The sequence below is a fragment of the Streptomyces sp. NPDC107522 genome (genome assembly GCF_055657525.1).
Map to the genome: position 1 here is coordinate 106,110 of NZ_JBVKAU010000015.1, position 26,167 is coordinate 132,276.

Below are 26,167 nucleotides of genomic sequence, written 5' to 3' on the forward strand. Positions count from 1 at the left end.
CCCCATCCGGAGGTGGGTTCGTTGCGAATGCCTCGTGGGACGAGACGGCCGCGCTGCGGTCTGACCGGAGGGGGAGACGAGTTGGAGGCGGACGAGCTGCTGGTGCTCGTGGCGGGCGGTGACCAGAAGGCATTCGAGGATCTGTACGGGCTGGTCTCCGGGCCGGTGTACGGGCTGGTGAGGCGCGTGGTGCGCGACGCCGCCCAGTCCGAGGAGGTGACCCAGGAAGTGCTGCTCGAACTGTGGCGGTCCGCCGCGAGGTTCGACCCCGGCCGGGGCAGCGCCCTGTCCTGGGTCCTCACCCTCGCCCACCGCCGCGCCGTCGACCGGGTGCGCAGCGCACGCGCGGCCGGCGAGCGCGAGCAGCGCGAGGCGATGCGCGCGAACCACCCGGCCTTCGACCATGTCGCCGAGGAGGTCGAGGCCGGACTCGAACGCGAGTGGGTCCGTCGCTGCCTCGACCGACTCACCGCGCTGCAGCGCCAGTCCGTCACCCTCGCCTACTACGAGGGCTACACGTACCGTGAAGTGGCCGAGCGGCTCTCCCTGCCGCTCGGCACGGTCAAGACCCGTATGCGCGACGGACTCACCCAGCTGCGCAAGTGCCTGGGAGGTGTGGCGTGAGCTTCGTCGACCGTCTGCTGCGGCGCGAGGACCTGCACTCCCTCGCCGCTCCCTACGCCCTCGACGCCCTGGAACCCGCCGAGCGGTTCCGCTTCGAGAAGCACCTGAAGACCTGTGACAGTTGTGCCGCCGAGGTGCGGGTCCTGTCCGAGGACGCCGTCCGCCTCGCCTGGTCGACGGCCGCCCCGGCGCCGGCCGCGATGCGCGACCGGGTCCTGGCCGCCGTACGGACGACACCGCAGGAGCCCGTCGGGCGGGAGGCGGCACGCGCGCGTGCGCCCCAGCTGCCGCCGCATGTGTGGGGCACCCAGCCGCCGCCGCGCTCCCGTGCGACGAGGCCGCGCCCACTGCTGGTGCCGTTCGCCACCGCCACGGCCGCCGCGGCCCTCGTCGTCGCCTCGCTCTTCGCCGTCCAGGCGAACAAGACGCAGGATCAGCTGGACGCCCAGCGGGACCGGTCACGTGAGATCGCTAACGTTCTGGCGGCACCCGACGCCCGGGCGACCGCCGGCGAGGACGCTGAGGGTCGCAGCATCGGAGTCGTCGCTTCCGTTTCCGAGGGGCGCGCCGTCGTCACTCTGAGCGGATACGACGAGCTGCCGAGCGGCCGAGTGCACCAGCTCTGGCTCATGCGCCCCGACGTGCAACCGCGCTCCCTCGGGCTTTTCGACGGCGACACGCCCTTGGTCGCGTCCGATCTCGACAAGTCGGCGACGTCACTGGCTGTGACCGTCGAGCCGGACGGGGGCTCACCGCAACCCACCAGCCAGCCGGTTGTCCAACTCGCCCTGAAATCGGTTGGATTCGGAGAGTAATCACGGACGAGTCGTCAACACCCTTACGGGGAAGGTGAATCCTGTGACCGCGATACACGAGTGCCCCACCGGGGAGATAGGGTTAACCTGCCCGGGCCGGGTGGACTCGTACGGGTGGGGAGTGACATGGATCAGATAACAGTGCGCAGCAGGGCCAGGGTCCCTGCGATCACCTGCGGGAGCAGCGCGACCAGTTCGCGCCTCGACCGCCATCTCTCGGTGCTGGCGGGCCCCGCCGTACCGCAGACGGAGGCGGCCGAAGCGACCTCGCTGATGCGTGAACTGACCACTCGTGACACCACGCACGAGCGCAGCGACCGCGGTGCCCGCGTTCGCCGCGTCTCGCTCTTCGCCCCGCTGCGTCGGCTCCGCCGTTCGCTGTTCGGCGGGCGCTGACTCCTACCGGCGTTCCTCGAACGACTGCCAGGCCCGCGCCCGGCAGGTCACACCGTCCCCGGCGCCGTACCGCGTTGCCGCCGCCGTCATCCCCACGGCGTGCGGCGGCGCCGCGGAGTGCTACCCGGGCACGGGCACGTCCCCCAACTCTCCTCAGTCTTCCGGCTTCACCGCTCGCCGCGCGCGTACCGTCGTACGGCGAGCGGTGCGAACACCGCCAGCAGCACCGCGCACCACGCCAGCGACCCGGCGACCGGATGGGCGACCGGCCAGGCGGCCCCGTCCGGCACGGGTGCGTTGCCGAAGAGGTCCCGCAGGGCCGTGGTGACCGCGCTGATCGGATTCCACTCGGCGAGCGTGCGCAGCCAGCCCGGCAGGCCGTCGGTCGGGATGTACGCGTTGGACAGCAGCGGCAGCATGAAGGTCGCCCCGCCCAGCTGACCGGCGGCCTCCTCGTTCCGCGTGAGCAGGCCGAGGAAGATGCCGACCCAGGTCGTGGCGAACCGGAACAGCAGCAACAGGCCCAAGGCGCCCACCGCTTCGAGCGCGGACCACTCGATCCGCCAGCCCACCGCGAGCCCCACCAGCAGGAACGGCACCGTCCCGGCGGCCGTCACCACCAGGTCGGCGGCCGCTTGTCCCAGCGGTACGGCGGCCCGGCTCATCGGCAGCGTCCGGAAGCGGTCCGTCACGCCCCGGTGTGTGTCCTGGGCGGCCTGGAACATGCCGGTCATGATCCCGTTCGCGGCGGTCGCCACCAGTAGCCCGGGGACGAGGAAGGAGCGGTACTCCTCGCCGGGCATCGCCAGCGCGCTGCCGAAGACGTAGCCGAAGAACAGCAGCATGGTGATCGGCATGGTCTGGGTCAGGATCAGCAGCCCCGGGTTGTTCCGGATCCGCCGCAGCTGCCGGCCCAGCATCGCCCCGCCGTCGTACGCCAGCGCGTTCATGCCGCACGCTCCTCGGTGAGTCGCAGGAACACATCGTCGAGAGACGGTGGTTCGAGGCGTACGTCGAGCAACGGCACGCCCGCTGAGTCGAGTTCGCGCACCAGGTGGGGAAGGGTGAGGGTCAGGTCCCGGGTGACCGCGCCCACGGCGTTCCGCTCGTGGTCGAACGAGGGCTCGGAGCCGGTGAGTTGATCGAGCACGGCCGCCGCCTTCACCATGACGTCCGCGTCGGTGACGACGACCTCGACATGCGCGCCTATCAGCGCCTTGAACTGGCCGGGCGAACCCGTGTGTGCGACCCGCCCGCGGTCCACCAGGGCGATGCTGTCGGCGAGTTGGTCGGCCTCCTCCAGGTACTGCGTGGTCAGCAGCACGGTCGTGCCGTCGGCGGTCAGCTCCCGTACGGCGTCCCAGATCCGGTTGCGGCTGGCGGGGTCCAGGCCGGTCGTGGGCTCGTCCAGGAACAGCACGTCGGGGCGGCGGACGAGGCTCGCCGCGAGGTCCAGGCGGCGCCGCATCCCGCCCGAGTACGTGGACGCCGGCCGGTCGGCCGCCTCGGCCAGGCCGAAGCGCTCCAGCAGTTCGGCCGCCCGCTCGGCCGGCCCGCGCACCCGGTGCAGCCGGGCGAACAGGCGGAGGTTCTCGCGGCCGGTGAGGTCGCCGTCGACCGAGGCGTACTGACCGGTGACACCGATCCGGTGCCGGACGGCCGCCGGCTCCCGGAGCAGGTCGTGCCCGGCGATACGGGCCGAGCCGGCGTCCGGGCGCAGCAGCGTCGTCAGCAGGCGTACGGCCGTCGTCTTGCCCGCGCCATTGGGCCCGAGGAGGCCGCAGACGGTGCCCTGCGCGACGGCCAGATCCAGCCCGCGCAGGGCGTGGACCTCGCCGAAGCGCTTCTCCAGACCTTCACTAAGTACAGCGTACGTAGAAGTCATGGGTCGACCATAGCGCACTACGTACGCTGTACGTAACTAGGATGGTGGCCGAGGTGATGATCGATGGCGGGCAAGGCGGCCGAACCACAGGTGATCTGGGCGCGTCCCGAGCGGGCAGGACGTGGTCCCCGGCCCGCGTTCACGCGTACCGGCATCGCGGCCGCGGCGGTGCGGATCGCCGACGCCAAGGGGCTGGATGCCGTGTCCATGCGGCATGTCGCGGCCGAGCTGGGCTGCGGGACGATGTCGCTGTACAACTACGTCCCCCGCAAGGAGGACCTGTACGAGCTGATGGTCGACGCCGTCAGCGGGGAGCACGAGCTGTGGGAGCCCAGCGGCAACTGGCGGGCGGACATGCGCCGGGTCGCCCAGCAGACGCGGGAGTTGATGCACCGGCACCCGTGGGTGACGCGGCTGATGTCACCGGTCTACGGCTTCAGCCCCAACGCCCTGCGGTATCTGGAGCACTGCCTCGCCTGTCTGGACCCGCTGGAGGCGCCCTACGGCATGAAGATGCAGCTCGTCGGGATGCTGAACGGGTGTGTGACGTCGTACGTCGCGAACGAGCTGGCCACCGCTGAGCGGACGCGGTCGTTGCCGTGGTCGGCGGAGGAGGAGAACGCGGTGCGGATCGCCTATCTCGGGAGTCAGGTGGCCACGGGGGCCTACCCGAGGATGGCGGCGGCGTTCACGGAGGATCCGGGGCCGATCGATCTCGACGGGGCGTTCGAGCTGATGCTGAGCCGCATGCTCGACGCCTTCGAGCCCAGGAACTAGATCAGCGCGAACTGGCCCTCGGGTCCTTCTTCGTGGTGATCGAGGACCGACGCAGGCCTGCGGGCCGACTCCGGGACCGGCAGGACTCCGGCCTCGTGGAGGTCGGCTGCTGTGATGGTGGAGGTCAACTCTTCGTCGAGAGGCTGGAGTTCCGCCAGCAAGGCCAGGACGGTGATCAGCTCCAGCAGTTCCGACGTCCACGCCTGCGGCCAGGTCGCCGGGCGGATCGCCGCGAGGGTGCCCGGCTCGGGCTCCGAGACACGAGCGGCGAACCACTGCTCCAGAACCCTCACTCCGGCCACCTCGAAGTCCCAGGCCTCCGGTGGGACCGGTGAGATGCGGCCCTCGTCCAGCAGCAGGGCCTCCTCGTCGCGGTCGTACTCGAGAGTGAGCGGACGGGAGGGGAGTGGCGCGCGGACGTACGGGCGGCGGCCGCCGGGCAGCTTCGGGCGGTCGCCGTTGCGCCGCATCAGCCACAGGCTGCGGTGGCCCGACTCCACGCCGTGGGACCAGAGTTCGGGGTCGTCGGTGAGGGGGACGGTGAGGTCGGGACGTACGGCCGCCAGCGTCCAGGCGAGGACGTCCAGCGGCTCGACCGGTGCGCCTAGCCGGTCCCCGAGGTGCTCCAGGAGGCCCGGCGCCAGGTTGGGTTCCGTGCCGCCCGGGCGGCGGTACAGCGGGCGGATGCGGCCCGGGCGGACCAGCGGGAGCAGGGAGGTCGCCAGCAGGGGGGACTCCGGCGCCTCCAGGAGGAAGACCTGGTGCTCGTCCGCCACCCGCCACAGCTCGGGGCGGGCCGCGTCGATCAGGCGGTGGTCCGGGATCAGCCACTGTTCGTCGAAGGGGGCGTGCAGGACGCGTACCGGCTCGGGGCCGGGGCCCGTGGCGCGGAGCAGTTTCTCCGTGCCGGTGGACTGGCCGGGCAGCTGTCCGACCGCCGAGTGCAGCGTGCGCGAGCGCGTCGGCTCCAGCAAGGCCTCCCGGTCCGGGACCTCGGCCTTCACGAAGGCGTCCCAGCGGGCCTTCAGGGACGCCGCGTCGGGGCCCGTCGGCCACCCCCGGCCGAGCCGCGGCGGTGCGACGGACCACGGCATGAGGTCCGCCAGCAGCGGAGCGTCGTCGTGCGTCACGCTGGGCATCGTAGAGCCTGGCAAGGACAGCCGGGTCAGGTGGCCTCCAGGGTCACCGTGAAGGAGAAGCGGTCGCCCCGGTAGTGGATGACCGCCGCGTCCAGCACCCGGCCGTCCGTGTCGTACGTCACGCCCGTGTAGTGCAGGATCGGGCTCAGCAAGGGGACTTGGAGCAGCTTCGCCGTCTCCGGGTCCGCCAGGCGCGCCTCCACCGTGTCCGTGATGCGGCTGATGTCCGCCCCGACGACATCCCGCAGCACCTTGGTCATCGGCCAGCGGACCAGGTCGTCCAGGTCGATGCGGGCGGCGAGTTCGGGGCGGACGTAATTGCGGGCGTGGTTGGTCGGCTCGCCGGTCTTCTCGTCGCTGCGCAGGCGGTGGTACGTCGCCACCTCGTCGACGTCCCCGAAGTACTCGGCGAATTCGGCCGGGACCGGCGCCTTGCCGTGGTCCAGCAGTTCGGTCGCCATGCCGGACTGCTGGGCCACGATCGCGTCCACCGAGCCGAGCAGCCGCACGGGGGCGCCCCGGCGGGCGTCCGGCTCGATGAACGTGCCGCGTCTGCGGTGGCGCGTGATCAGGCCCTCGTCCTCCAGCTCCTTCAGCGCCTGCCGCATGGTCAGCACGCTCACGCCGTAGTGCCCGGCCAGTTGTTCCTCGGTGGGCAGGCGCAGCGGGTCCTGCGGCCGGCGGCCCAGTATCGAGGCGCGCAGCGACTGCGAGACCTGGTACCAGAGCGGCAGCTTGCGGTTCAGGACGATCGAGTCCGGGGCGAAGGAGGTCACAGGGCCATCCGTACCGGTAGTGAATTGATCAGTGCAAGAGGCGGAAGTTCCGCTCCAAGCCCTGCCAGACGTCGTCGTAGCGCTGCTGCAGGTGGTCGGCGCGGGCCGCGTGCGGTGTCAGCGTCACCGGCCAGCGCGTCTCGAACATGAACGCCAGGCCGTCGTCGATCTTCTGCGGCTTCAGCTCGGCGGCGCTCGCCTTGTCGAACGTCTCCCGGTCCGGACCGTGCGCCGACATCATGTTGTGCAGCGAGCCGCCGCCCGGCACGAAGCCCTCCGCCTTCGCGTCGTAGGCACCCTCGATGAGGCCCATGTACTCGCTCATCACGTTCCGGTGGAAGTACGGCGGCCGGAAGGTGTCCTCGCCCACCAGCCAGCGCGGCGCGAAGACCACGAAGTCGACACCCGCCAGGCCCGGGGTGTCCGAAGGGGACGTCAGCACGGTGAAGATCGACGGGTCGGGGTGGTCGTAGGAGATGGTGCCGATCACATTGAAACGCCGCAGATCGTAGACGTACGGCACATGGTTGCCGTGCCAGGCGACCACGTCGAGGGGGGAGTGGTCGTAGGTGGCCGTCCAAAGGTTGCCGCAGAACTTGTTCACCACCTCCACCGGGCCCTCGACGTCCTCGTACGCGGCGACCGGCGCCATGAAGTCCCGGGCGTTCGCGAGGCCGTTGGCGCCGATGGGGCCGAGGTCAGGGAGGTGGAAGGGTGCCCCGTAGTTCTCGCACACATAACCCCGGGCAGAGTCGTCCAACAGCTCCACACGGAAGCGCACCCCACGTGGAATCAGCGCCACATGTGAGGGCTCCACATGCAGCAGCCCGAACTCCGTCCGCAGCAGAAGCCCGCCGCGCTCCGGCACGATCAGCAGCTCTCCGTCCGCGTCGCTGAAGACGCGGTCCATCGAGGCGTTGGCGTGGTACAGGTGCACGGCCATCCCGGTGCGCTGCGTGGCGTCGCCGTTGCCGCCCAGGGTCCACAGGCCGGCGAGGAAGTCGGTCCCGGGCGCGGGCTCGGGCAGGGGGTTCCAGCGCAGGCGGTTCGGGTCCGGCACGGACTCCGTGAAGGGGGCCGTGCGGATCGCGCCGTTGTCCGTGCGCGTGAACGCCGGATGGGCTGCCGACGGGCGGATGCGGTACAGCCACGAGCGGCGGTTGTGGGCCCGCGGCTCGGTGAACGCCGAACCGCTCAGCTGCTCCGCGTACAGGCCCAGCGGGGCGCGCTGGGGTGAGTTGCGGCCCTCGGGCAGGGCGCCGGGCACTGCCTCCGAGCTGTGCTCGTTGCCGAAACCGGAGAGGTAGGTCAGCCCCTCCGCGGTCTTCCGCGCGTCCCCACTCATGAATCGCTCCCTCGATATCTGATTCCTATGCTTTACCGTAGGATTGCGGTTGCTCGGGCGCAAGAGATGGGCCGGACCTCCTCTGGTCCTCAGGAGGGACGACGAGAACCAGACTTCAGGGGGATCCGGCTGTCGGACCGGTGTTCTAGTCTCCGGGGCATGTCGTGGACGCGGACCCTGCTCGCCGCGCTCGCGGTCTGTGTCCTGTTGCTGACCGGAACCGCGGGCTGCGGTTCCGACGGTGCGCGGAGGCAGGGGGACGGGGTGTCGCCCTCCCCGGTGGGCAAGGTCCTCGACGACACCGACGGCCAGGGGCGGCACTACCGCGAGGTGGACGAGGACGACGCCCCCGAGGTCGGCATCGAGGTGCAGCCGGACCCGGACGGCGACGGCAGCTGGGACGTACGGCTGACCCTGCGCGACTTCCGCTTCTCGCCCGCCGCTGCGAAAGCGCGGGCGGTGGCCGGTCGCGGGCTCGCGTACCTCTTCGTGGACGGCCGTCTCGTCACCAGGCTCCGCAGCCCCGAGTGCCGCCTCGCTCCCGCCCTCGTCCCGCGCGGCACGCACCAGGTCACCGTCCGGCTGTACGCCGACGACGGCACGGTGTGGGCGGTGGACGGCGAACCCGTCGAGAGTACGGCCGCCATCACGGCATCGGAGGCGGAGGCGACCGCGACGTCGACGCCGAAACCGTCCACGGCAGCACTGAGCGTGCCGGGTACCGGCTTCCGTACAGGGGGGCAAGGTTCACCGGACCGAGCCGGAAAGGCATCATGAAGACCGTGCCCCATCCCGCATCGCTCCGCCGGGCGCCCGTGCAGCGGCGCAGCGCCGAACGGCTCACCAGGATCCTCGACGCGTGCGCCGACCTCCTCGACGAGGTCGGCTACGACGACCTGAGCACCCGGGCCGTCGCCCAGCGTGCCGGCGTCCCCATCGGCTCGGTCTACCGCTTCTTCGGCAACAAACGCCAGATGGCCGACGCCCTCGCCCAGCGCAACCTCGAGCGCTACACCGCCCGTATCGCCGAGCGCCTCAAGGGGGCCGAGGACGGGGGCTGGCGCGTGGCCATGGACGCCGTGCTCGACGAGTACCTCGCCATGAAGCGCACCGCGCCCGGCTTCTCCCTCGTCGACTTCGGCAACCAGATACCGGTCGGCACCCGCGCCGAACCCAACCACCGCGTCGCCGACCGCCTCACCGAACTGCTCTCCGGCTACCTCGACCGCGAGCCGGACGAAGACCTGCGCCGCGTCTTCCTCATCGCCGTCGAGACCGCCGACACACTGGTCCACCTGGCCTTCCGGGTGGCGCCGGAAGGGGACGAGCGGATCATCGAGGAGGCCCGGGAGATGCTGCGGGCGTATCTGGCGCGCGTTCTCGACTGACGGACTCGGCTGACGGACTCCACTGACGGCTCGCGAATTTCCGACCTCGTCCCCGGCGGGGGCTCCCCTCCCTGCATACCGGTCGGTATGCTCGGCCCCGAGTCCGTGCGTCAACGCCGCCGCCACCCCGGGAGGACCCGTGTCCCGCACCGCACTGCGCATCTGCCCCCTGTGCGAGGCCACCTGCGGCCTGACCCTCACCATCGAGGGGACCCGGGTCACCGGCGCCCGCGGCGACCGCGACGACGTGTTCAGCAAGGGGTTCATCTGCCCCAAGGGCGCCTCGTTCGGTGCCGTCGACGGCGACCCCGACCGGCTGCGCACCCCGCTCGTCCGCAGGGACGGCGAGCTGCGCGAGGCCACCTGGGAGGAGGCCTTCGAGGCGGTCGCCGCCGGGATCCGCCCGGTCGTCGAGCGGTACGGGCCGAACGCCGTCGGCGTCGTCCTGGGCAACCCCAACGTCCACACCATGGCCGGCGCCCTGTACCCGCCGGTCCTGATTGCCGGTCTCGGCACCCGCAGCCTCTTCACCGCGTCCACGGTCGACCAGATGCCCAAGCACGTCTCCAGCGGACTGCTCTACGGCGACGCCAACGCGATCCCCGTACCGGATCTCGACCACACGGACCACCTGCTGCTGATCGGCGCCAACCCGCTGGAGTCCAACGGCAGCCTGTGCACCGCACCCGACTTCCCGGGCAAGCTCAAGGCCCTCAAGGCCCGCGGCGGCACACTCACCGTCATCGACCCGCGCCGCACCCGCACCGCCAAGCTCGCCGACCGGCACCTCGCGATCCGGCCCGGCACCGACGCGCTGCTGCTCGCGGCGATGGCGTACGTCCTGTTCGAGGAAGACCTGGCCGACACCGGCGAACTGACCCCGCACCTCCAAGGGATCACCGAACTGCGGGACGCCGTAAGGGACTTCACCCCCGAGGCCGTGGCCGCCGCCTGTGACATCGACGCCGGTACCATCCGCGCCCTCGCCCGCGAGCTCGCCGCCGCACCCAAGGCCGCCGTCTACGCCCGCATCGGCAGCTGCACCGTCCCGCACGGCACCCTCGCCAGCTGGCTGGTCGACGTACTGAACATCCTGACCGGCAACCTCGACCGCCCCGGCGGCGCCCTCTTCCCGCAGGCCGCCACCGACAGGACGCCCCGCCCCGCCGGACCCGGTCACGGCTTCGCGCTGGGGCGCTGGCACTCCCGGGTGAGCAAGCACCCCGAGGCCAAGGGAGAGCTGCCGATCTCCGCGCTCGCCGAGGAGATCGACACCGCGACCGAGGAGGGCGAGCCGATCCGGGCCGTCATCGCCGTCGCCGCCAACCCCGTGCTGTCGGTGCCCGACGGCGACCGGCTCGACAAGGCGCTCGGCTCGCTCGACTTCATGGTCAGCGTCGACCCGTACCTCAACGAGACCTCGCGCCACGCCCACGTCGTGCTGCCGCCGCCCCCGCCGTCGCAGAGCCCGCACCACGACTTCGCCTTCAACACCCTCGCCGTTCGCAACCAGGTCCGCTACAACCGCCCCGCCGTCCCGCTCGAGCCCGGCCGCATGGCCGAGACCGAGATCCTGGCCCGGCTCGTTCTCGCGGCCACCGGCATGCACGGCGCGGACCCGGCCGCCGTCGACGCGATGGTCGTCGACCAGACCCTCGGCAAGGCGGTCAAGGAGCCGCACTCCCCGGTGCACGGCCGCGACCCGAAGGAACTCGCCGCACAGCTCACCGGTGACACCGGCCCCGAGCGGCGGCTCGACATGATGCTGCGCCTGGGCCCCTACGGCGACGGCTTCGGCGTACGACCGGACGGCCTGACCCTGCAGAAGCTGCTCGCGCATCCGCACGGCATCGACCTCGGCCCGCTCACATCCCGGCTGCCACAGCCGCTGAAGACGGCCAGCGGCAAGGTCGAGCTGCTGCCGCCGCCGATCGCGGACGATCTGCCGCGCCTCAGGCAGGCCCTGCACGAGCGTCCCGAGGGGATCGTCCTCGTCGGCCGCCGGCATCTGCGCTCCAACAACAGCTGGATGCACAACGTCCCCGCCCTCACCGGCGGGACCAACCGCTGCACCCTGCATATCCACCCGCAGGACGCCGAACGGCTCGGCGTGCGCGACGGGGCGCCCGTGCGGGTCAAGGGCGCCGGGGGAGCGGTCACCGCCCCCGCGGAGGTCACCGACAGCGTGCGTCCCGGCGTCGTCAGCCTGCCGCACGGCTGGGGCCACGACCGGCCCGGAACCCGGCTGAACCATGCGCTGAAGGAGCCCGGCGTCAACGTCAACCAGCTCCTCGACGGCAGCCTGCTCGACCCGCTGTCGGGCAACGCGGTCCTCAACGGAGTACCCGTAAATCTGGCCACCGGATCAGCGCTGTGAGCTGTGCAAAGCTGTGACCAGCAGTTTTGCGCTTATTGCTCGCACGTCAACGTCTTGTTAACGCCACTTGACGGGACCTAACGTCAACGCACCGCCGGCCCTGGTGGGGTCGTTCAAGGGCGAACGTTAGGTATCCACTCATGCTGACCATCCTTGGCTTCGCCATGATCGCGACCTTCCTGGTCCTGATCATGATGAAGAAGATGTCGCCGATCGCGGCGCTCGTGCTGATTCCGGCACTGTTCTGCGTGTTCGTCGGAAAGGGCGCCAAGCTCGGTGACTACGTCATCGAAGGCGTCACCAGCCTCGCCCCCACCGCGGCGATGCTGATGTTCGCGATCGTCTACTTCGGTGTGATGATCGATGTCGGCCTCTTCGACCCGATCGTCCGGGGGATTCTGAAGTTCGCCAAGGCCGACCCGATGCGGATCGTCGTCGGCACGGCGATCCTCGCCGCGATCGTCTCGCTCGACGGCGACGGCTCGACCACCTTCATGATCACGGTCTCGGCGATGTACCCGCTCTACAAGCGCCTGAAGATGAGCCTGGTCGTGATGACCGGTGTCGCCGCCATGGCCAACGGCGTGATGAACACCCTGCCGTGGGGCGGCCCGACCGCCCGCGCCGCCACCGCGCTCAAGCTCGACGCCAGCGAGATCTTCGTCCCGATGATCCCGGCCCTGCTCGTCGGCCTGCTGGCCGTCTTCGTCCTCTCGTACTTCCTCGGCCTGCGCGAGCGCAAGCGTCTGGGTGTGCTGACGCTGGACGAGGTCCTGGTGGAGGAGAAGGCCGAGGAGAAGGAGTCCGAGACGGTTCTCGTGGGCGCCGGCGGCTCCGGTGGCCCGAAGACCCCCGTGACCTCTGGTGGCGCCGGTTCCGGTACCGACGCCGAGGACGACGAGGAGGAGCGCTTCACCGTCCTCGACCCGAACCGCGCCACCCTGCGACCCAAGCTGTACTGGTTCAACGCGCTGGTCACGGCCACCCTGCTGACCGCCATGATCATGGAGTGGCTGCCGATCCCGGTGCTGTTCCTGCTCGGCGCCGCCCTCGTGCTCACCGTGAACTTCCCACACATCCCCGACCAGAAGGCCCGCCTGGCCGCCCACGCCGACAACGTCCTCAACGTCTCCGGCATGGTCTTCGCCGCCGCCGTCTTCACCGGCGTCCTCCAGGGCACCGGCATGGTCGACCACATGGCCAAGTGGATGGTGGACGTCATCCCCGAGGGCATGGGCCCGCACATGGCCCTGGTCACCGGTCTGCTGAGCCTCCCGCTCACCTACTTCATGTCCAACGACGGCTTCTACTTCGGCGTCCTGCCGGTCCTCGCCGAGGCCGGCGCGGCGCACGGCGTCTCCCCGCTGGAGATGGCCCGCGCCTCCCTGGTCGGCCAGCCGCTGCACATGTCGAGCCCGCTCGTCCCGGCCGTGTACGTCCTGGTCGGCATGGCCAAGGTGGAGTTCGGCGACCACACCAAGTTCGTCGTGAAGTGGGCCGCGCTCACATGCCTCGTCATCCTCGGGGCAGGGATGCTCTTCGGAATCATCTGACGTTTTGTCTCGGGAGGATCTCCTCATGGCGCCCGGTGGGAACCGCGGCTGGCTGCTCCGCCTCGTCATCGCCTTCAGCTTCGCGCAGGGGGCGGTGTCGATGGCCCGGCCCGCCGTTTCCTACCGGGCGCTCGCGCTGGGCGCCGACGAGCGGGCGATCGGCGTGATCGCGGGTGTGTACGCCCTGCTCCCGCTGTTCGCCGCCGTCCCGCTGGGCCGCCGCACCGACCACGGCCGCTGTGCGCCGCTGCTGCCCGTCGGCGTGGTCCTCATATCCGGCGGCTGTGCGATGAGCGGCCTCGCCGGCTCCCTCTGGGCCATGGCGATCTGGAGCGGGGTGATGGGCCTCGGCCACCTCTGCTTCGTCATCGGCGCCCAGTCGCTGGTCGCCCGCCAGTCCGCCCCGCACGAACAGGACCGCAACTTCGGGCACTTCACCATCGGTGCCTCCCTCGGCCAGCTGATCGGCCCGATCGCCGCGGGCGCGCTGATCGGCGGTCGGGACATGGCGGGCACCAGCGCCCTCGCCCTGCTGGTGGCGGGCGCGGGCGGCGCGGTCGCGCTCACCTCGCTGTGGCGCATAGAGAGTCGTACGACGGCCAAGTCCCGCGAGGCACAAGGCGAACGCGTGCCCGTACGGCGCATCCTGCGGGCCCGTGGCGTGCCCGCAGGCATCCTCATCAGCCTCGCCGTGCTCTCCGCGACCGACATCCTCACCGCCTACCTCCCGGTGGTCGGCGAGCACCGGGGCATCGCGCCCTCCGTGATCGGCCTCCTGCTGAGCCTGCGCGCGGCGGCCACCATCGCCTGCCGTCTGGTCCTGACGCCCTTGCTGCGGCTGCTCGGCCGCACCCTGCTGCTGACCGTGACATGTCTGCTGGCGGCCCTGCTGTGCGCCGGGATCGCGCTGCCGGTGCCGGTGTGGGCGCTGGCCCTGATGCTGGCGGTGCTGGGGTTCTGCCTCGGCGTCGGCCAGCCGCTGTCCATGACGACCGTCGTCCAGGCGGCCCCGGAGGGCGCCCGTTCCACCGCCCTCGCCCTGCGGCTGACCGGCAACCGCCTCGGCCAGGTCGCCGCGCCGGCGTCGGCGGGCCTGGTCGCGGGCCTCGCGGGGGTGGCGGCGCCGTTCCTGATGCTGGGGGCGTTGCTGCTGCTGTCGGCGGGCGTCGCCGTGCGGACGCCGAAGCGGCCGGAAGGGGCCGGACCGGCCGCGCCGAAGTGCCCGGAAGGGCCCGGAACGGCCGCGCGGGAGCGGCCGAAGCGCTCGCGATTCCGCCGGACGAGCGAACTTTGACGACGCGCCGGGCATCGCTGCGGCGAGTCGCAGTGCGTGTGACGGAGAGTCAGGCGAAGGAACGATTTGTATGAAAATCGTCTGATTCAGAGGAGCGCGCATGCCGACCCTGACACCCTCACGTACGTTCCGCGCCCGCGCGGGCGCCACAGTCGTCCTCACGGCCCTCGCCGCGGCGGGCGCGTCGTGGGTGGCGGCGCCGACCGCGTCGGCCCAGGCGAACGGCGACATCAGAATCCACAGCGAGGGCATGCCCTACGGAACCCCGGACGACGAGGCGGTGGTCTGCAGGTTCTACCTCGACGCCGTCAACTTCGACACTCTCCCCTCGGTCGAGTACACGATCACGCCGCAGCCCCCGCTGCCCAGCGCCGCAACCGTCACCGGCACCATCCAGCTCGCGGGGGGCGCCGGCCACACCGACCTGCTGGGGCTGGCGGACGGGCAGTACATGATCACCTGGACCGTGGACGTCACCAATACCAAGCGAAAGCTCTTCCGTGTCAAGTGCGGCGACAAGCGCGAGGGCAGGCACGGTCCTGAGGGGCGCATCGAGGACCACGGACACGACGAGGGATGGGGGCGTGGCGACCACGGCCCGCGGGGAGGCGTGCACGCGGGCGGCGGCGGTCTCATCGACACCGCGGCCGCGTACGCACCGGTCGCGGGCGCGGCGGTGGTGGGCCTGACAGCCGTCGGCGGCGCCGTGTACGTCCGGAGGAACCGCCGGCAGCCCGATGGTGCCGCGTAGGCGCAGACGCAGGCCCTGGTACCGGACCCGCGCCTACCGCCTCACCAGGACGGCGCTGCTCACGGTCGTCCTGGTGACGGTGGTGGTCCGGTGCGAGGGACACCGCGACGCGATCGCACCGGCCGGGCCCGACGGCCCGGACACCGTGGCCGCGGGCCGGGCCCACTCCGCCGACCCCACACCCCCGCCCCGCCCCCTGCCGCGATCCCGGCCGACGTCGGTCCGTATCCCGTCGCTGGGCATCGACGCCCCGATCACCGGCATCGGGCTCACCAAGGAGGGGGAGCTGGAGACCCCGCCGGTCGACGACCCGAAGATCATCGGCTGGTACCGGGGCGGCCCCACGCCCGGCGAGCCGGGTGCCGCGATCGCCGTCGGCCACCGCGACACCAGGATCGGCCCCGCCGTCTTCGCCGGGCTCGCCTCGGTGAAGCGCGGCAAGCAGATCGAGGCGCGGCGTGCGGACGGCCGTACCGCCGTCTACACGGTGGACCGGGTGAAGGTCTTCGACAAGGCGAACTTCCCCGACAAGGAGGTCTACGGCCCCACCCGGCGCCCGGAACTGCGCGTGATCACCTGCGGCGGCCTCTTCGACCGGCGGAACGGATACACGAGCAATGTGGTGGTCTTCGCCCACCTGACCGCGACGAAGTGACCGATGACCGCCCGGAAGTGACCGATGTCTTCCCCACCCCCGGCACTTTCCGTTAACTTCCGTGACTCACAGGCCCCGTACGACCCGCACGGGGCCTTCGAACCCACGGAGCAGCGGCGCTCCGGCCCGGCCCCCGGGGGCAGCACTCATGACACGCGCCATCTCCCTGCACGACGTGAGCAAGTCCTACACGCGAGGCGTCCGCGTCGTGGACCGGCTCTCGCTGGACATCGAACCCGGCGAGTTCCTCGTCCTCCTCGGACCCTCCGGCTGCGGCAAGTCCACCGTGCTCAGAATGATCGCCGGCCTGGAGGAGATCGACGAGGGCGAACTGCTGCTGGACGGCGAGTACGCCAACGACCTGCTGCCCGCCGCACGGCACATGGCCATGGTCTTCCAGAACTTCGCCCTCTACCCGAGCATGACCAGCCGCGACAACATCGGCTTCCCGCTGCGCATCGAGGCACCCGGCGCGGACCCGCGCCCCCGCGTGGACGCCACCGCACGCATGCTGGGCATCGAGGACCTCCTCGACCGCTTCCCCGCCCAGCTGTCCGGCGGCGAACGCCAGCGCGTCGCCATGGGCCGGGCCATCGCCCGCCACCCCACCGCGTTCCTGATGGACGAGCCGCTGTCCAACCTCGACGCCAAGCTCCGCAACCACCTTCGCGCCGAAATCTCCGGGCTCACCCGGAAGTTGGGCGTCACCACGGTGTACGTCACCCACGACCAGGCCGAGGCGATGTCGCTCGGCGACCGGGTGGCCGTCCTGCGCGGCGGCGTCCTCCAGCAGGTCGGCAGCCCGCGCTCGGTGTACGCGCTGCCCCGCAACGTCTTCGTCGCCGCCTTCATCGGCACCCCGCGCATCAACCTGCTGCGCGGCGTCGTCCGCGCCCCGCTCGACGGGGCGATGACCATCAGCCTCGGCAAGCAGTACCTCCGGCTGCCCGAACCGCTGTCCCTGGACCACCAGTTGCTGCGCGTGCAGCAGGGCCGCGAGGTCATCGTGGGCCTGCGTTCGGAGGCGGTCCGCATCGCCGAGCGCTCGGCCGCCCGCCCCGGCGAGGTGCACATCACCGGCCTGGTCGAGCATGTGGAGTTCCAGGGGCACGAGATCCTCGTCCACTTCAACACCGGCTCCCGCCCGGCCGTCGTACCCGACCTGGAGGCCCCGCGCCCCGTCCCCCGGGCCAGGCGCCGCCGCCGTGACACCGGTACGGTGCTGGACCGGCTCCGCAGCCGCGCGGGCGCCCTGCGCGCCGGGCCGGTGGTGACGCTGGAGCAGCCGGCCGACACCGCACCCGACCCCGCGCCGCCGGAGGGTCGCCTCCCCGGCGACCTCATCGTGCGCACCACGCCCGACTTCGAACTCCGGCACGGCATGCAGGTCCCGCTCCTCGTCGACCTCGCCCACCTCTTCGTCTTCGACCAGCACGGCGAGCGTATTTGCCCGGCTCCGGCGCGGTTGCCGGATCTCGAGGAGTGACGGGCGCACCGGAGTTCTTCGAGTGCGGCGCCGTTGGGGCTGGTCGCGCCCGCGCGGCGGAGCCGCATATCGACACAGCCCCGCGCCCCTTGGGGCGTTGCCGAACCGCATGCCGGTCTGAGCCGTCACCGACCGGCATCATGGGGGCGTCTGGCGCAGGAAAACTATCGCCGCTAGTTTATGGGCTTGAAGACGAGCGGCCCGCCTGGAGGAAGCGCGATGAAGGCACACGACGGCATGTACATCGACGGCGCGTGGCGCCCCGCCGCAGGTGGGGACGTGATCGAAGTCGTGAACCCGGCCGACGAGCAGGTCATCGGCCGGGTCCCCGCCGGCACCGCCCTCGACATCGACACCGCCGTACGGGCCGCCCGTACCGCCCTCCCGGGATGGGCCGCGACCCCGCCCGCCGAGCGGGCCGCTCGCCTGGCCGCCCTCCGGGACGCCCTGGAGGCCCGCAAGAACGAGATCGCCGAGACGGTCACCGCCGAACTGGGCTCGCCGCTGAAGTTCTCGGAGACGGTCCACGCGGGCGTGCCGATCGCGGTCGCGGGTTCGTACGCCGAGTTGGCCGCGACGTACGCCTTCGAGGAGAAGGTCGGCAACTCCACCGTGTACCACGAGCCCATCGGTGTGGTCGGCGCCATCACGCCCTGGAACTACCCGCTCCACCAGGTCGTCGCCAAGGTCGCCCCGGCGCTGGCCGCCGGCTGCACGGTCGTCCTGAAGCCGGCCGAGGACACCCCGCTCGTCGCCCAGCTCTTCGCCGAGGCGGTGCACGAGGCGGGCGTCCCGGCGGGCGTCTTCAACCTGGTCACCGGCCTCGGCCCGGTCGCCGGACAGGCGCTCGCCGAGCACCCCGGCGTCGACCTGGTCTCCTTCACCGGTTCCACGGCCGTCGGCCGCCAGATCGCCGCGGTGGCCGGAGCGGCGATCAAGAAGGTCGCCCTGGAGCTCGGCGGCAAGTCCGCCAACGTCATCCTGCCGAGCGCCGACCTGGCCAAGGCGGTCAATGTCGGCGTCGCCAACGTCATGTCCAACTCCGGGCAGACGTGCAGCGCCTGGACGCGGATGCTGGTGCACCGGGACCAGTACGACGAGGCGGTGGAGCTGGCCGCGGCCGCCGCCACGAAGTACGGCGAGCGCATCGGCCCGGTGGTGAGCGCCAAGCAGCAGGAAAGGGTGCGCGGCTACATCGAGAAGGGCGTGGCCGAGGGGGCACGACTCGTCGCGGGCGGCCCTCAGGCGCCGCGCGAGCAGGGCTACTTCGTCAGCCCCACCGTCTTCGCCGACGTGACGCCCGAGATGACCATCGCCCAGGAGGAGATCTTCGGCCCGGTCCTGTCGATCCTGAGGTACGAGGACGAGGCGGACGCCCTGCGGATCGCCAACGGCACGGTCTACGGCCTCGCGGGCGCCGTCTGGGCCGGGGACGAGGCCGAGGCGGTCGCCTTCGCCCGCCGTATGGACACCGGGCAGGTCGACATCAACGGCGGCCGCTTCAACCCGCTCGCCCCCTTCGGCGGTTACAAGCAGTCGGGCGTCGGCCGCGAACTCGGCGCGCACGGCCTCGCCGAGTACCTCCAGACCAAGTCCCTCCAGTTCTGAGGCCCGTTCAGGGTTTCCAAGGTCTCAAGGTTCCAAGGGAGTCGCTCCTCATGGCCGTCCGTGCCGCCGTCCTGCCCGCCATCGGTGCCCCGCTGGAGGTCACCGAGATCGACCTGCCCGACCCCGGCCCCGGCCAGGTCCGCGTCCGCCTCGCCGCCGCAGGCGTCTGCCACTCCGACCTGTCCCTGTCCAACGGCACCATGCGCGTCCCGGTCCCCGCGGTCCTCGGCCACGAGGGCGCGGGCACGGTGGTGGCCGTGGGGGAGGGGGTCACGCGGGTCGCACCGGGCGACGGGGTCGTCCTCAACTGGGCTCCTTCGTGCGGTGGTTGCCACGCCTGCGGCCTCGGCGAGGTCTGGCTGTGCGCCAACGCGCTGAACGGCGCCGCCGACGTGTACGCCCGTACCGTGGACGGCGCCGACCTCCACCCCGGCCTGAACGTCGCCGCCTTCGCCGAGGAGACGGTCGTCCCGGCGGGCTGCCTCCTGCCGCTCCCGGACGGCGTCCCGCTGACCGACGCCGCCCTGCTGGGCTGCGCCGTCCTCACCGGCTACGGGGCCGTGCACCACTCGGCGCGGGTGCAGCCGGGGGAGACGGTCGCGGTGTTCGGCGTCGGCGGCGTGGGACTGGCCGCCCTCCAGGCGGCCCGGATCGCGGGCGCGGCGAAGATCGTCGCGGTCGACGTCTCCCCGGAGAAGGAGGCGCTGGCGCGGGCAGCGGGAGCCACCGACTACGTGATCGCCTCCGAGAACACCGCCCGCGAGATCCGGGGCCTCACGGGCAAGCAGGGCGTGGACGTGGCCGTCGAGTGCGTGGGTCGCGCGACCACCATCCGCACGGCCTGGGACTCCACCCGCCGCGGCGGCCGCACCACGGTCGTCGGCATCGGCGGCAAGGACCAGCAGGTCACCTTCAACGCCCTGGAGATCTTCCACTGGGGCCGGACCCTCTCCGGCTGCGTCTACGGCAACTCCGACCCGGCGCGGGACCTGCCGGTACTGGCCGAGCACGTGCGGGCCGGCCGTCTGGACCTGGGCGCGCTGGTGACGGAGCGGATCGGCCTGGAGGGGATTCCGGCGGCGTTCGAGAACATGGTCGCGGGGAAGGGCGGCAGGGCTCTCGTCGTCTTCTGAGCCGGATTCCGGAGGGAACCGGAGCCATGGCCTTCGGTTCGCTCAGGCAACCTGCGTGCAGACCCGTTGACCCCATACCGTCCGGTCAGTATGTTCCCTCGGAACGTCCCCAGCACCCACCGGAGTGTGCACGTATGGACACCACCCCATCCGCTCAGTCCCTCCCCACCGCCGCCGCGCTCCCCGCGGTGAACCGCCGCCGTGTGGCCACGGCCGCGGCCCTCGCCTCGGCGGTCGAGTGGTACGACTACTTCGTCTTCGGCATAGCCGCCGCCCTCGTCCTGGGCGACCTGTACTTCCCGGCCGGCAGCCCCACCGCCGGAGTGCTCGCCTCCTTCGCCACCTTCGCCGTCGGCTTCCTCGCCCGCCCCCTCGGCGGCATCGTCGCCGGCCAGCTCGGCGACAAGCGCGGCCGCAAGCCGATGCTGGTCCTCGCGCTCACCCTCATGGGCCTCGCCACCACCGGCATCGGCCTGCTCCCGACGTACGACACGATCGGTGTCGCCGCCCCGATCCTGCTGGTCCTCTTCCGCGTGCTGCAGGGCATCGCCGTCGGCGCCCAGTGGGGCGGCGCGATGCTGATGGCCACCGAGTACGCCCCCGAGGGCAAGCGCGGCATCTACGGCAGCTTCGTCCAGCTCGGCGTCCCCATCGGCGTCGTGACCGCCAACACGGTGTTCCTGCTGGCCGGAGCGTTCCTCAGCGACTCGGCGTTCGCGGCCTGGGGCTGGCGGGTGCCGTTCCTCGTCGGCCTGCTCGTCCTCGTGCTCGCCTGGTACATCCACACGCGCGTCGAGGAGACCCCCGAGTTCCGTGAGGCGGAGAAGAAGCTGGCCGAGCAGGAGAAGGCCGAGCAGGCCTCCCCGCTGCGCACGATCCTGAAGGGCCACCTCGGCACGGTCCTGCTCGCCGGCGGCTCCTTCGCCGTGAACACCGCGACCTTCTACATCATCATCACCGGCGTCCTCGACTACACGACCCGCGAACTCGGCATGAAGAAGAGCGCCGTCCTCATGGTCTCGCTCGGCATCAGCCTCACCCAGCTGGTGCTGATCCCGGCTGCCGCCGCACTCTCCGACAAGATCGGCCGTATCCGCATCTACGCGATCGGCGCGGCGGGCATCGCCCTGTGGGCCGTACCGCTGTTCCTGCTGATCGACACCGGTTCGCTGCTGTGGCTGGCGGTCGGCACGTTCGTCGCCAGCTGCTTCCTCAGCATCATGTACGGCCCTCAGGCGGCCCTGTTCGCCGAGCTGTTCACGCCGGAGATGCGCTACACGGGCGCCTCCCTCGGCTACCAGATCGCGGCCGTGCTCGGCGGCGGCCTCGCCCCGTTCGTCATGGTGCTGCTGCTGGAGGCCACGGGCACCTCGATGGCGGTGTCCGGCTACATCATCGGCCTCGCGGTGATCGCCCTGCTGTCCATCAAGGTCCTTGCGGACAGGGCGCGTTCACGCTGATTCACGCGCCTGCTCGGGTTGTGGCGAGGCCGCCACGACCCGAGCGGACCGCGTCCGGGACCGCGAGACGGCGACCCCCGCCAGACACAGCGCCCCGCCCGCCAGCGTGAGCAGCCCCGGCACCTCGCCCAGTGCCAGCCACGACATCAGCACGACCAGCGCGGGCACCGCGTACGTGGTCGCGCCCATGCGGCTGGCGGTCGTACGGGCCAGGGCGTACGCCCACGTCGTGAAGGCGAGGGCCAGCGAGAAGACGCCCAGGTAGACCATGTTGAGCGTGGCGGAGAGGGACGCTTCGGCCACCTCGTCGATCAGCTGCCCGGTGAAGGGCAGGCAGAGGACCGCGCCGACCAGGCACCCGTACGTCGTCACCTGGAGCGCGCTCGCGTGGCCGAGCGCCGGCTTCTGTGCCACGACCCCGCCCGCGTATCCGACCGCGGCGAGCAGACACAGCACGACCCCGAGCACCGAGGAACCGCCCCCGCTCGACATCGACAGCCCCACGGTCACCGCACCGGCGAACGACACCGCCATCCCGGCCAGCAGCCGCGGCGGCATCGGGTCACCGAGCAGCCGGGCGCCGAGCAGTGCGATGAGGATGGGGCCGATGTTCACGACGAGAGCCGCCGTACCGGCGTCGACCTGCTGCTCGCCCCAGTTCAGGACGACGCTGTAGAAGCCGAACCACAGCAGGCCCGATATGGCGATCCCGCGCCAGGCCTGCCGAGGCGGCAGCCCCTCACGCCGGACCAGACAGATGCCCCCCAGCACCAGGGCACCGACGAGCAGCCGCCCCAGCGCCAACGCGCCCGGCGAGTACTCCTCGCCTGCGCTGCGGATCGATACGAAGGCGGAGGCCCAGAGCACCACGGTGACGGTGGCGGCGCCGGCTGCGAGGAGTTCGGTGCGTCGGGGGTTCATCATGCTCCAGAGGCTAGGGAGGAAAGGGAACTGGGGCTCGCGGATTTCGGACGGGACCCTGCCGTTCAGTGCAGGGCACCCGTTTCGATCCCGAGCAGTTCGAACAGTGCTCGCTCGCCGCTGTCCGTCACTTTCACGGCCCGTTCGGAACCGATGCGCACGCACCACCCCGCGTCGAGCGCATGCCGGCACAGCGCCGCGCCCGCGATGCCTGCCAGGTGCGGGCGGCGCTCTGTCCAGTCGAGGCAGGCTCGGGCCAGTGGACGGCGGGCGGTGCGGTCGAGGCGGATACCGGCGGAGTCGAACCAGCCGAGCCCCGCGTCGGTGAGCGCGAACCCCGTGTCCTGCCTCAGCAGCCCGCGTGAGGTCAGTGCGTCCGTGACCGCGATGCCGAGCCGCCCGGCCAGGTGGTCGTAGCAGGTGCGGGCCCGCGCCATGGCGGAACCCGCGCTGGACTCCCGTAGATTCCGGGGCCGTCGGTCCGTCCCGGGCGCGACCTGCGCGGCCAGGTCCTCCACCAGCTGGGCGACCCGCGCGTCGGCCAGCCGTACGTACCGGTGCCGCCCCTGCCGCTCCTCGGTCAGCAGCCCGCCCGCGACCAGCTTGCCCAGATGCTCGCTGAGCGTCGACGCGGCGACCCCGGCGTGCCGAGCCAGCTCACCGGCGGTCCAGGCCCGTCCGTCGAGCAGCGCCAGCAGACAGGCGGCCCGCGTCTCGTCGGCGATCAGGCCCGCGAGCCGGGCCAGTTGGGGCGCCTGGGGATCTCTGGTGGTCATGGCTCCCAGCATGCGGCACGGACACTTCGGCGTCCGCCGAAATATGACTAGCGGGCCCGCCCGACCTGGTCGTACTGCCGAGCCAGCCCGTCCAGCAGCGCAGTGAGCCCCGTCTCGAAGGCCCGCTCGTCGATCTTCTCCTGCTGCACGGCGAGGAGGTGCGCCTGCCCGAGGTGGGGATAGTCGGCGGGGTCGTAGGCGCTCGCGTCGTCCACGAAGCCCCCGGCGAACGAGCCGAGCGCCGACCCCATGATGAAGTACCGCATCAGCGCACCGATGGACGTGGCCTGGGCCGGTGGCCAGCCCGCCTCGACCATCGCGCCATAGACCGCGTCGGCGAGCCGCAGTGCGGCCGGGCGGCGGCCGGGGCCGCGGGCCAGGACGGGAACGATGTTGGGGTGGTCGCGCAGGGCGGCCCGGTAGGAGACGGCCCAGTCGTGCAGCGCGGTCCGCCAGTCCCGGCCGTCCTCGAACATCGACAGATCGACCTGGGCGCTCACCGAGTCCGCGACCGCCTCCAGGATCTCGTCCTTCGTGCGGAAGTGGTTGTAGAGGGAGGGCCCGCTCACGCCCAGTTCGGCGGCGAGCCGGCGCGTGGAGACGGCCGACAGGCCCTCCGCGTCCACGAGTTCACGTGCCGTCTCGACGATCCGGTCGTAGCTGAGGAGGGGCTTGCGCGGTCGGGCCATGGCGCACATAGTAGGGCTGCCACATGTAAACTAGCAGTGCTAATTTAAATGTACGGCTTTCAATGGAGGGCCGTCGACGTCCGTTCTCTGTGGGGTGACTCGGCATGAACCTGGAGCTCAGCGAGGAACAGACCGCTGTCCGGCAGCTCGCCCGGGACTTCGTGGACCGCGAGATCGCCCCGCACGTCATCGCGTGGGACCGTGCCGAGGAAGTGGACCGCTCCATCGTCAAGAAGCTCGGCGAGGTCGGCTTCCTGGGGCTGACGATCGACGAGGAGTACGGCGGCTCGGGCGGCGACCATCTCGCGTACTGCCTGGTCACGGAGGAGCTGGGGCGCGGGGACTCGTCCGTGCGCGGCATCGTCTCCGTCTCGCTCGGCCTGGTCGCCAAGACGATCGCAGCGTGGGGGAGCGAGGAGCACAGGCGCCGCTGGCTGCCGGGGCTCACCTCCGGCGAGTACGTCGGCTGCTTCGGCCTCACCGAACCGGGCACCGGCTCCGACGCCGGCAACCTCTCCACCCGGGCGGTCCGGGACGGTGACGACTACGTCATCAACGGCACCAAGATGTTCATCACGAACGGCACCTGGGCCGACGTCGTGCTGCTCCTCGCCCGCTCCACGGACGCGCCCGGCCACAAGGGCGTCTCCGCCTTCCTGGTCCCCACCGACACCCCCGGCCTGACCCGCCGCACCATCCACGGCAAGCTGGGCCTGCGCGGCCAGGCCACCGCCGAACTGGTGCTTCAGGATGTACGGGTGCCCGCGGCGGCCCTGCTGGGGGAGGAGGGCAAGGGCTTCTCGGTCGCGATGTCGGCCCTGGCCAAGGGCCGGATGTCGGTGGCCGCGGGCTGCGTGGGCATAGCGCAGGCGGCGCTGGACGCGGCCGTGCGGTACGCCGGTGAGCGCGAGCAGTTCGGCAAGCCCATCGCCCATCACCAGCTGGTCCAGGAGCTGATCAGCGACATCGCCGTCGACGTGGACGCCGCCCGGCTGCTGACCTGGCGGGTCGCCGACCTGATCGACCGCGGGCTGCCCTTCGCCGTCGAGTCCTCCAAGGCCAAGCTCTTCGCCTCCGAGGCCGCCGTCCGCGCCGCCAACAACGCCCTCCAGGTCTTCGGCGGCTACGGCTACATCGACGAGTACCCGGCGGGCAAGCTGCTGCGCGACGCCCGCGTGATGACCCTCTACGAGGGCACGAGCCAGATCCAGAAGCTGCTCATCGGGCGGTCCTTGACGGGGGTTTCGGCGTTCTGAGTACCTGGCTGAGTACTTCAGCGGATGTGGCCGGTGCCACAATCGCCGACCCTCTTCCCCATGAGTGACACACCGGTCAAGCAACAGAGCACGGCCGCCTTCTACGGGCAGGCCGTGGCCTCCTTCGCGGTCGCCATGGCCGCCACCGCCATCGGCATCTTCCGGCTGAACGCCGACGCCTGGGTGCGCGGCTTCCTCGCGATCGCGGTCCTCTACCTCGTGACCTCGGCGTTCACCCTCGCCAAGGTCATCCGGGACCGCCAGGAGGCCGGGCAGATCGTGAGCCGGGTGGACCAGGCACGGCTGGAGAAGCTCCTGGCGGAACACGACCCCTTCGAAAAGATCTGACCCCGCCGGTGGCTGCGAACGGCCACGCTAAGCGCCCGCTCACCTTCAGCGGTATGGTGGTTCCTCTGTCAGCGAGAGGGGCGAGTGAGCGATGAGTACGGCGGAGGAGACGGCCGGCGGCGAGACGTCGGCGTGGGGTGAGGTCACGCCCGACGCGGCCCGGCGGCTGCTGATCGCCGCCGTGGAGGCCTTCGCCGAGCGCGGCTACCACGCCACCACGACCCGTGACATCGCGGGCCGCGCCGGCATGAGCCCGGCCGCGCTCTACATCCACTACAAGACCAAGGAAGAGCTCCTCCACCGCATCAGCAGGATCGGCCACGAAAAGGCGCTCGAGATCCTGCGGACGGCGGCGCGCCGTGAGGGCACGGCGGCCGAGCGGCTCGCCGACGCGGTCAGCTCCTTCGTCCGCTGGCACGCCGGGGGGCGCACCACCGCGCGGGTCGTGCAGTACGAACTGGACTCGCTCGGCCCGGACGCCCGCGCCGAGATCCTTGCGCTGCGGCGGCAGTGCGACGCCGAGGTGCGCGGGATCATCGAGGACGGCGTGGCGGCGGGCGACTTCGACGTGCTGGACGTGAAGGGCACGACCCTCGCCGTCCTCTCGCTCTGCATCGACGTGGCCCGCTGGTTCAACGTCGACGGTCCCTGGACGCCCGACGAGGTCGGCGCGCTGTACGCCGACCTCGTGCTGCGGATGGTGGGGGTCAAGTAG

General features: G+C 71.4%; 26 protein-coding genes. 18 read left to right on the top strand and 8 right to left on the bottom strand.

The features are described 5' to 3' along the window. Positions 1 to 81: 81 nt before the first annotated feature. The 3 genes from ACZ7L6_RS34155 (at position 82) to ACZ7L6_RS34165 (ending at position 1,835) form a co-directional block, all read left to right on the top strand. Positions 82 to 624: a sigma-70 family RNA polymerase sigma factor gene (locus ACZ7L6_RS34155; RefSeq protein ID WP_471930891.1), complete on the top strand. Its 543-nt coding sequence runs from the start codon at positions 82 to 84 to the stop codon at positions 622 to 624. Continuing rightward, positions 621 to 1,439, top strand: coding sequence for an anti-sigma factor (locus tag ACZ7L6_RS34160; protein ID WP_471930718.1), 819 nt, complete (start codon positions 621 to 623; stop codon positions 1,437 to 1,439). The genes ACZ7L6_RS34155 and ACZ7L6_RS34160 overlap by 4 nt, the downstream gene beginning before the upstream one ends. A 126-nt stretch (positions 1,440 to 1,565) precedes the next feature. Continuing rightward, positions 1,566 to 1,835, top strand: coding sequence for a hypothetical protein (locus ACZ7L6_RS34165; RefSeq protein ID WP_398827387.1), 270 nt, complete (start codon positions 1,566 to 1,568; stop codon positions 1,833 to 1,835). Between the two features lie 167 nt (positions 1,836 to 2,002). Here the strand turns inward: ACZ7L6_RS34165 and ACZ7L6_RS34170 are convergent, their stop codons facing one another. Then, complete coding sequence (locus ACZ7L6_RS34170) at positions 2,003 to 2,785, bottom strand: ABC transporter permease (RefSeq protein ID WP_471930721.1); 783 nt, start codon at positions 2,783 to 2,785, stop codon at positions 2,003 to 2,005. Further along, a complete protein-coding gene (locus ACZ7L6_RS34175) occupies positions 2,782 to 3,720 on the bottom strand; it encodes an ATP-binding cassette domain-containing protein (protein ID WP_471930723.1) in 939 nt (312 codons plus the stop codon). Before ACZ7L6_RS34175 ends, ACZ7L6_RS34170 begins: the two co-directional genes overlap by 4 nt. Positions 3,721 to 3,783: 63 nt before the next feature. On the opposite strand from ACZ7L6_RS34175, the gene ACZ7L6_RS34180 reads away from it, so the two are divergent. Next, complete coding sequence (locus ACZ7L6_RS34180; protein WP_471930725.1) at positions 3,784 to 4,497, top strand: TetR/AcrR family transcriptional regulator; 714 nt, start codon at positions 3,784 to 3,786, stop codon at positions 4,495 to 4,497. On the opposite strand, the gene ACZ7L6_RS34185 is transcribed toward ACZ7L6_RS34180, so the two are convergent. The 3 genes from ACZ7L6_RS34185 to hmgA are packed head-to-tail and all read right to left on the bottom strand — an operon-like array spanning position 4,494 to position 7,757. Further along, positions 4,494 to 5,636: a type ISP restriction/modification enzyme gene (locus ACZ7L6_RS34185; RefSeq protein ID WP_471930727.1), complete on the bottom strand. Its 1,143-nt coding sequence runs from the start codon at positions 5,634 to 5,636 to the stop codon at positions 4,494 to 4,496. The two genes, ACZ7L6_RS34180 and ACZ7L6_RS34185, sit on opposite strands and share 4 nt — an antisense overlap. A 26-nt stretch (positions 5,637 to 5,662) precedes the next feature. Further along, positions 5,663 to 6,412, bottom strand: a complete 750-nt coding sequence (locus ACZ7L6_RS34190) for a GntR family transcriptional regulator (RefSeq protein ID WP_471930729.1) — start codon at positions 6,410 to 6,412, stop codon at positions 5,663 to 5,665. Between the two features lie 28 nt (positions 6,413 to 6,440). After that, positions 6,441 to 7,757 carry a homogentisate 1,2-dioxygenase gene (hmgA, locus tag ACZ7L6_RS34195; protein WP_471930731.1) on the bottom strand — a complete coding sequence of 439 codons (1,317 nt, stop codon included), beginning with the start codon at positions 7,755 to 7,757 and terminating at the stop codon, positions 6,441 to 6,443. 159 nt (positions 7,758 to 7,916) lie between these two features. On the opposite strand from hmgA, the gene ACZ7L6_RS34200 reads away from it, so the two are divergent. From ACZ7L6_RS34200 to ACZ7L6_RS34250, 11 genes are all read left to right on the top strand, one after another. Beyond that, positions 7,917 to 8,534, top strand: coding sequence for a hypothetical protein (locus tag ACZ7L6_RS34200; RefSeq protein ID WP_471930733.1), 618 nt, complete (start codon positions 7,917 to 7,919; stop codon positions 8,532 to 8,534). Continuing rightward, positions 8,531 to 9,145: a TetR/AcrR family transcriptional regulator gene (locus ACZ7L6_RS34205; RefSeq protein WP_471930735.1), complete on the top strand. Its 615-nt coding sequence runs from the start codon at positions 8,531 to 8,533 to the stop codon at positions 9,143 to 9,145. The genes ACZ7L6_RS34200 and ACZ7L6_RS34205 overlap by 4 nt, the downstream gene beginning before the upstream one ends. Positions 9,146 to 9,284: 139 nt before the next feature. Continuing rightward, the gene (locus ACZ7L6_RS34210) at positions 9,285 to 11,522 is read left to right on the top strand and encodes a molybdopterin oxidoreductase family protein (protein WP_471930737.1); all 2,238 of its coding nucleotides are present in this window, start codon (positions 9,285 to 9,287) and stop codon (positions 11,520 to 11,522) included. Between the two features lie 140 nt (positions 11,523 to 11,662). After that, positions 11,663 to 13,075, top strand: a complete 1,413-nt coding sequence (locus ACZ7L6_RS34215; RefSeq protein ID WP_471930739.1) for a CitMHS family transporter — start codon at positions 11,663 to 11,665, stop codon at positions 13,073 to 13,075. A 25-nt stretch (positions 13,076 to 13,100) separates the two neighbouring features. Further along, positions 13,101 to 14,369, top strand: coding sequence for an MFS transporter (locus tag ACZ7L6_RS34220; RefSeq protein ID WP_471930741.1), 1,269 nt, complete (start codon positions 13,101 to 13,103; stop codon positions 14,367 to 14,369). Positions 14,370 to 14,469: 100 nt separating this feature from the next. Continuing rightward, a complete protein-coding gene (locus ACZ7L6_RS34225) occupies positions 14,470 to 15,120 on the top strand; it encodes a hypothetical protein (RefSeq protein ID WP_471930743.1) in 651 nt (216 codons plus the stop codon). After that, positions 15,107 to 15,775 carry a class F sortase gene (locus ACZ7L6_RS34230; protein WP_471930745.1) on the top strand — a complete coding sequence of 223 codons (669 nt, stop codon included), beginning with the start codon at positions 15,107 to 15,109 and terminating at the stop codon, positions 15,773 to 15,775. Before ACZ7L6_RS34225 ends, ACZ7L6_RS34230 begins: the two co-directional genes overlap by 14 nt. A gap of 148 nt (positions 15,776 to 15,923) precedes the next feature. Next, complete coding sequence (locus ACZ7L6_RS34235) at positions 15,924 to 17,261, top strand: ABC transporter ATP-binding protein (RefSeq protein WP_471930747.1); 1,338 nt, start codon at positions 15,924 to 15,926, stop codon at positions 17,259 to 17,261. A gap of 219 nt (positions 17,262 to 17,480) precedes the next feature. Then, positions 17,481 to 18,869 carry an aldehyde dehydrogenase family protein gene (locus tag ACZ7L6_RS34240; RefSeq protein ID WP_471930749.1) on the top strand — a complete coding sequence of 463 codons (1,389 nt, stop codon included), beginning with the start codon at positions 17,481 to 17,483 and terminating at the stop codon, positions 18,867 to 18,869. Between the two features lie 50 nt (positions 18,870 to 18,919). Beyond that, positions 18,920 to 20,002, top strand: coding sequence for a Zn-dependent alcohol dehydrogenase (locus ACZ7L6_RS34245; protein WP_471930751.1), 1,083 nt, complete (start codon positions 18,920 to 18,922; stop codon positions 20,000 to 20,002). 134 nt (positions 20,003 to 20,136) lie between these two features. Continuing rightward, the gene (locus ACZ7L6_RS34250) at positions 20,137 to 21,462 is read left to right on the top strand and encodes an MFS transporter (protein ID WP_471930753.1); all 1,326 of its coding nucleotides are present in this window, start codon (positions 20,137 to 20,139) and stop codon (positions 21,460 to 21,462) included. Here the strand turns inward: ACZ7L6_RS34250 and ACZ7L6_RS34255 are convergent. The 3 genes from ACZ7L6_RS34255 to ACZ7L6_RS34265 all read right to left on the bottom strand — a co-directional run bounded on the left by ACZ7L6_RS34255 (position 21,454) and on the right by ACZ7L6_RS34265 (position 23,848). After that, entirely contained in the window at positions 21,454 to 22,383 is a 930-nt protein-coding gene (locus tag ACZ7L6_RS34255) for a DMT family transporter (RefSeq protein ID WP_471930893.1), read from the bottom strand. The genes ACZ7L6_RS34250 and ACZ7L6_RS34255 overlap by 9 nt on opposite strands. A 65-nt stretch (positions 22,384 to 22,448) precedes the next feature. Beyond that, positions 22,449 to 23,159: an ArsR/SmtB family transcription factor gene (locus tag ACZ7L6_RS34260; RefSeq protein ID WP_471930755.1), complete on the bottom strand. Its 711-nt coding sequence runs from the start codon at positions 23,157 to 23,159 to the stop codon at positions 22,449 to 22,451. Between the two features lie 47 nt (positions 23,160 to 23,206). Next, positions 23,207 to 23,848 carry a TetR/AcrR family transcriptional regulator gene (locus ACZ7L6_RS34265; protein WP_471930757.1) on the bottom strand — a complete coding sequence of 214 codons (642 nt, stop codon included), beginning with the start codon at positions 23,846 to 23,848 and terminating at the stop codon, positions 23,207 to 23,209. Positions 23,849 to 23,952: 104 nt separating this feature from the next. Between ACZ7L6_RS34265 and ACZ7L6_RS34270 the strand changes: the two genes are divergently transcribed. The 3 genes from ACZ7L6_RS34270 (at position 23,953) to ACZ7L6_RS34280 (ending at position 26,167) form a co-directional block, all read left to right on the top strand. Beyond that, a complete protein-coding gene (locus ACZ7L6_RS34270; RefSeq protein WP_471930759.1) occupies positions 23,953 to 25,104 on the top strand; it encodes an acyl-CoA dehydrogenase family protein in 1,152 nt (383 codons plus the stop codon). 60 nt (positions 25,105 to 25,164) lie between these two features. Further along, entirely contained in the window at positions 25,165 to 25,452 is a 288-nt protein-coding gene (locus ACZ7L6_RS34275; protein WP_274237805.1) for a YiaA/YiaB family inner membrane protein, read from the top strand. A 91-nt stretch (positions 25,453 to 25,543) separates the two neighbouring features. Continuing rightward, positions 25,544 to 26,167 (top strand): TetR/AcrR family transcriptional regulator, encoded by a 624-nt coding sequence (locus tag ACZ7L6_RS34280; protein WP_471930761.1) that lies wholly within the window; start codon positions 25,544 to 25,546, stop codon positions 26,165 to 26,167.